This window comes from Limosilactobacillus reuteri (assembly GCF_002254085.1).
Taxonomy (GTDB): Bacteria; Bacillota; Bacilli; order Lactobacillales; family Lactobacillaceae; genus Limosilactobacillus; species Limosilactobacillus reuteri_K.
Window position 1 is genome coordinate 1 of sequence record NZ_NGPY01000037.1, and the last position, 4398, is coordinate 4398.

5 protein-coding genes and 3 pseudogenes are annotated in these 4398 nt (G+C 40.2%); 4 read left to right on the forward strand and 4 right to left on the reverse strand.

Annotation, left to right across the window (positions count from 1 at the left end; genetic code table 11):
- Positions 1 to 162 precede the first annotated feature (162 nt).
- Both CBG10_RS07410 and moaA read right to left on the reverse strand, forming a co-directional pair.
- Positions 163 to 501, reverse strand: coding sequence for a metal-sulfur cluster assembly factor (locus tag CBG10_RS07410; protein ID WP_019252574.1), 339 nt, complete (start codon positions 499 to 501; stop codon positions 163 to 165).
- A 4-nt stretch (positions 502 to 505) separates the two neighbouring features.
- On the reverse strand, positions 506 to 1504 hold the full coding sequence (gene moaA, locus CBG10_RS07415) for a GTP 3',8-cyclase MoaA (protein ID WP_094512160.1): 999 nt from the start codon (positions 1502 to 1504) through the stop codon (positions 506 to 508).
- 90 nt (positions 1505 to 1594) lie between these two features.
- Between moaA and CBG10_RS07420 the strand changes: the two are divergent.
- The 3 genes and pseudogenes from CBG10_RS07420 to moaC form a co-directional block, all read left to right on the forward strand.
- Positions 1595 to 1804 (forward strand): annotated as a pseudogene (locus CBG10_RS07420) (transposase); the annotation flags it as partial.
- A 128-nt stretch (positions 1805 to 1932) separates the two neighbouring features.
- Positions 1933 to 2040 (forward strand): annotated as a pseudogene (locus CBG10_RS11060) (LacI family DNA-binding transcriptional regulator); the annotation flags it as partial.
- A 72-nt stretch (positions 2041 to 2112) separates the two neighbouring features.
- Positions 2113 to 2601 (forward strand): cyclic pyranopterin monophosphate synthase MoaC, encoded by a 489-nt coding sequence (gene moaC, locus CBG10_RS07430; RefSeq protein ID WP_094512162.1) that lies wholly within the window; start codon positions 2113 to 2115, stop codon positions 2599 to 2601.
- A gap of 159 nt (positions 2602 to 2760) precedes the next feature.
- On the opposite strand, the gene CBG10_RS07435 is transcribed toward moaC, so the two are convergent.
- A complete protein-coding gene (locus tag CBG10_RS07435; protein WP_094512163.1) occupies positions 2761 to 3348 on the reverse strand; it encodes a site-specific integrase in 588 nt (195 codons plus the stop codon).
- Between the two features lie 15 nt (positions 3349 to 3363).
- On the reverse strand, positions 3364 to 3801 hold the full coding sequence (locus tag CBG10_RS07440; RefSeq protein WP_225361554.1) for a helix-turn-helix transcriptional regulator: 438 nt from the start codon (positions 3799 to 3801) through the stop codon (positions 3364 to 3366).
- Between the two features lie 332 nt (positions 3802 to 4133).
- On the opposite strand from CBG10_RS07440, the pseudogene CBG10_RS07445 reads away from it, so the two are divergent.
- Positions 4134 to 4398 (forward strand): annotated as a pseudogene (locus CBG10_RS07445) (IS30 family transposase); the annotation flags it as partial.

A 4398-nucleotide genomic window follows, 5' to 3' on the forward strand; every position in this document is an offset into this window, starting at 1 on the left:
GCCGTATTCATACAAAACTAGGCAACCAAACTCCACTTCAATATGAGCAGAATCTAGTTGCCTAGAAAAATATTTATTCAATTTTAAAGCAAGAACATACAGGTTCCAACTTTAAGGGTACACGTCATTTTTAGATACTTGTGGTTCTCTTTTCATTACTTACTACGAGTGAATGCCAAGGGCAATCTTTGCGTAACGGGTCATCATATCTTGATTCCACTGCGGCTGCCAAACGAGATCAATCTTACAACTGTTGACCCCTTTGACCGCAAGGGTTTGTTCAATTATTTGCTGACTTAACATACTGCTAACCGGACATCCCATGGTAGTTAACGTCATCGTAATCACACATAAACATTGTTTATTAACATGAACATCATAAATCAATCCTAAGTTAACAATATCGATGCCTAACTCTGGATCAATTACAGATTGCAAAGCGGTCATGACCCGATTTTCAACCGGTGAAAATGGTGCGCCAGTATTTTGATCTGCTGCCATAATGCTAACCACCAATCTGACTCATATGCCGCCAGGTCGGCGCAGGGCTAATAATCTGCTGGGGATTTTTCATCGCCATCTGGTGATTGAGTGGCTTATTGTCTAACGCCGTTTGAACAACGTGTTTAAACGCCGTAAAATCATTTATCATTGGACGAATATTTAGCTCTTCGTTCCAATATAAACAGGCTTTAACGTATCCATCTGCAGTAATTCTAATTCGATCACACGACTTGCAGAACCGTTCAGAGATGGGGTGAATTAGCCCAAAGCTTCCCTGGTAGCCGGCAATCTGGTAGTTATCTGCAGGCCCATTACCCGGTAACGTTAACGGTGAATATTTAAGTCCGGCCCGGCGACATTCATCAAAGATGTGCGTTAATGGCACATATTCCTGTTGCCAATCACTAATCTCTTGACCAATAGGCATATACTCAATAAAGCGCACATTAATTTTATGATCCTTCGTGTAGTTGATAAAGTCCATTATCTCCTGATCGTTTTCTCCCCGGACGACGACTGTGTTGATCTTGATGATTTTAAAGTTTTCCCGCTCAGCTGCCGCAATTCCTTGAAGAACGTGCTTAATATTACCACCACGGGTCATTTTCTTATAAACCTCAGGGTCAAAGGTATCTAATGAAATATTCAGCCGATCTAATCCTGCTTCTTTAAGGTCTTTTGCCTGGTACTTAAGGGCGGTACCGTTAGTTGTAGCTGAAATATCAGTTATTTCTGGAATTTGCCGAATTCGGTAGATAATCGTAGCTAAATCCCTCCGCAGCAATGGCTCGCCGCCGGTCAAACGCACCTTTGTAACCCCTAATCGGGCAAAATTTTGGACTAATCGGACAATCTCGTCCTGACTCATAATTTTATCTTGGGAGAAAAAGTCTAATCCGGCCGCGGGCATACAATAAACACACCGTAAGTTACACCGGTCAGTTATCGAAAGCCGGAGATAATCAATTTTTCGTTGAAAATGATCATAAAGCTGCTTCATTAATATCCGCCTCATTATCTTAATAATATCTATCTATATTAATTATTAATGATCCTACGAGATGATTAAATTGGGTTTTTCCCTGAATTTTATTTTGCCTATGCTTATTCACCACATGAACGCGGTAGTAATGAGAACCGTAACCGAGTTTTGCGACGGTTTATTCCTAAGGGACAAGCCATTGAAGAACTAAGTGATTATCAACTAGTTCAAATCAATTGGTATCTGAATTCACGGCCACTTAAATGTCTTAATTGGCATACACCAATCGAGATCTTCTTGCTTAATCTACGTCACTAAATTCGTTCAAGTTATTTCTTGCAATCTGCCATAATATTAATTATTTTTATTTACTACTTAAAATCTATTGCAGTTTCCCCGCCATCTAATGCTATCCTAGTAATAGTAACTTTTAAGGATGATGAAAAATGAACCAGCGTGTAACCATTGGCGACGTTGCTAAAGCGGCCGGCGTTTCCGTTACAACAGTTTCACGGATTATTAATGGCCACCATTCCGCAAGCAGCACAACGCTTTTGCCCGCTGAAACTGTCTTTCATCCCTCAATTTAACTTCTCAATCAATTACTAAAAGGAGTAACAATAATTATGGCAGATAAGCTTACCCACTTTAATGACCAGGACCGGGCCCGCATGGTTGACGTGACCGCTAAAAAGGTGACGGCGCGCTTTGCTCGGGCAACCGGTCAGATTCATATGCACCCGACTACCCTCCAGCAAATTACCGCTGGCCATATTAAAAAAGGCGACGTTCTGGCCGTCGCCCAAGTGGCCGGAATTATGGCGGCAAAACGGACCGCCGAACTAATCCCCATGTGCCACTTGATTCCTTTGACCGGGGTCGACATTCATTTTCATAACAATGGTTATGATACGATTACTGCTGATGCAGTAGTTAAGACGAAGCATGTCACCGGCGTGGAAATTGAAGCACTATTAGCTATTCAAACTGCCTTATTAACAATTTATGATATGTGTAAAGCAATTGACCGGGGAATGGTTATTGGTGATGTTCACCTAGTCGAAAAAGACGGTGGCAAGAGTGGCCACTTTATTTTTGCTCAACCAGATAACTAGTCTATAAAAAAAGGGACCACCAAGATGCAATTTCTTCGTCAGATGCTCTTGAGCTAGGGAAGGATAGCACAACTATGGATACGGATTCGTAAATAGTCCAAAAAGCGCCTAAAATAATAAATAACAAAATTTTCCTCCTAAATAGTCCTTTGTTTTTTATTAGCCAAAATCGACCTCATCGAGCAGTTTCTCTCGAGAGACCTGGTCGAGTCCGAGGTAGTGCAAGGTCATCGCTTCGCTGGAATGGTTGAGCAAGCTCATGACTAGACCGATGTTGTAGTTGGTCTGAATGTAGACCCGATAAGCGCCGGTCTTGCGCATGGTGTGGGTGCCAAGATAGTTGATGCCGAGAAGGTCGCCAGTTTTGGCCATAATTTTGTAAAACTGTTTTTCGGTAATGTGACGGTCTTGATGAGTAGTTGATGGAAAGAGCCATTCGGATTGAATATTATTTTCCTGAAGCCAAGCATAATAATCTAGTAAATCCTGTTTAACCGGTTTTAGGTACAAAATATTGGGTTTATTGGTCTTTTGATCGCGAATATACGCATTTTTCTTGATAGTCCCATCGTTGTCAAAGATTTCATTTCGTCTGAGAGCCAATACATCACTCACTCTGAGCAGAGTAGCCTTGCCAACTTGAAAGATGGTGTAGTTTCGGCGCCCATAGCGGAAATTATTGAGTAAAGTGTCCTGGACTTCGTGTAGAATGTTGGTGTCTTTGATGGGTAGAACGTGTTGTTTCATGCTACTCTCCTTTTATTAGAAAAATTTACCGTTCCAGGAGCTGATACCTCCATGGAATCCCATATATACAAGGACACACATAACTATAATTAGAAACCAATTATCCTCGAGAAAACTACCAAATGATTTTCTATTATCACTAAAACCAACACCGCCATCATCTAAATCATCAATATCATCACTTAGATCATCGATGTCGTCTCTTAGCTCGTTGACTGCATTTAATATATCTTGATTTGTAACATTATCGGCTGGTTGCTTGTCTAATACTAGCCAGTCAAGACTTACGTCAAAGAAAGCTGCCAACTGAACGGCTGTTTCTAAGTCAGGAACAGAGGAACCAGCCTCCCATCGTGAAACAGCTTGTCTTGTCACATGAATCTTTTGTGCGATATCTTCTTGTGATAAACCTTTATCTGTTCGTAACTTTTTTAATTGCATTGCAAACTCCATTGTCAATTTACTCCTGTCCTAAAATTCATTATCATTATTGCGATACATAGGGGTAGTAAGTAAAGCAATAGTCTCAAATATATTGTCAACTGCAATGTTACATTTTGTTCGTCGCAATTGCATCATTATTTTAGGGGCTATTTATCCTAATTAAAAAATAATAGCCCCTATAGGCTCTACAATATCTGGTGTTGATATAGAAATATTACTTTCTATACCAATATCAGATTTTTATTTATTAAAACGTCGTTTGTAAAATTAAGTTAGAAAAAATAAAAAGCCATTTGTGATAGACTTTTGAATATCCCTAATCAAAAGAAAGGCAATCACAAATGACCTATAAACATCTTACCACACGTGAATTAACTCTCATAGCTGATTTTTGGTATCAAGGTACTAAAGCTTATCGGGCTGCTAAATTACTTCAGCGTAGTCAAGAAACCATCTATCGTGTTTATCGTTTCCTCAACGCCGGTAAAACCATCGACCAATATCTTCAGACTTATCAGCGTCATAAGCGTCGTTGTGGTCGGAAGCAGACCCAACTGCCAACTTTCGAAGTTAACTATATCCATGCGCAAATCAAGGCAGCGACTT

Coding starts and splice junctions, on each gene's coding strand:
- CBG10_RS07435 (WP_094512163.1), bottom strand. CDS start 3,348: ATGAAACAACACGTTCTACCCATCAAAGACACCAACATTCTACACGAA.
- CBG10_RS07440 (WP_225361554.1), bottom strand. CDS start 3,801: ATGGAGTTTGCAATGCAATTAAAAAAGTTACGAACAGATAAAGGTTTA.
- CBG10_RS07410 (WP_019252574.1), bottom strand. CDS start 501: ATGGCAGCAGATCAAAATACTGGCGCACCATTTTCACCGGTTGAAAAT.
- moaA (WP_094512160.1), bottom strand. CDS start 1,504: ATGAAGCAGCTTTATGATCATTTTCAACGAAAAATTGATTATCTCCGG.
- moaC (WP_094512162.1), top strand. CDS start 2,113: ATGGCAGATAAGCTTACCCACTTTAATGACCAGGACCGGGCCCGCATG.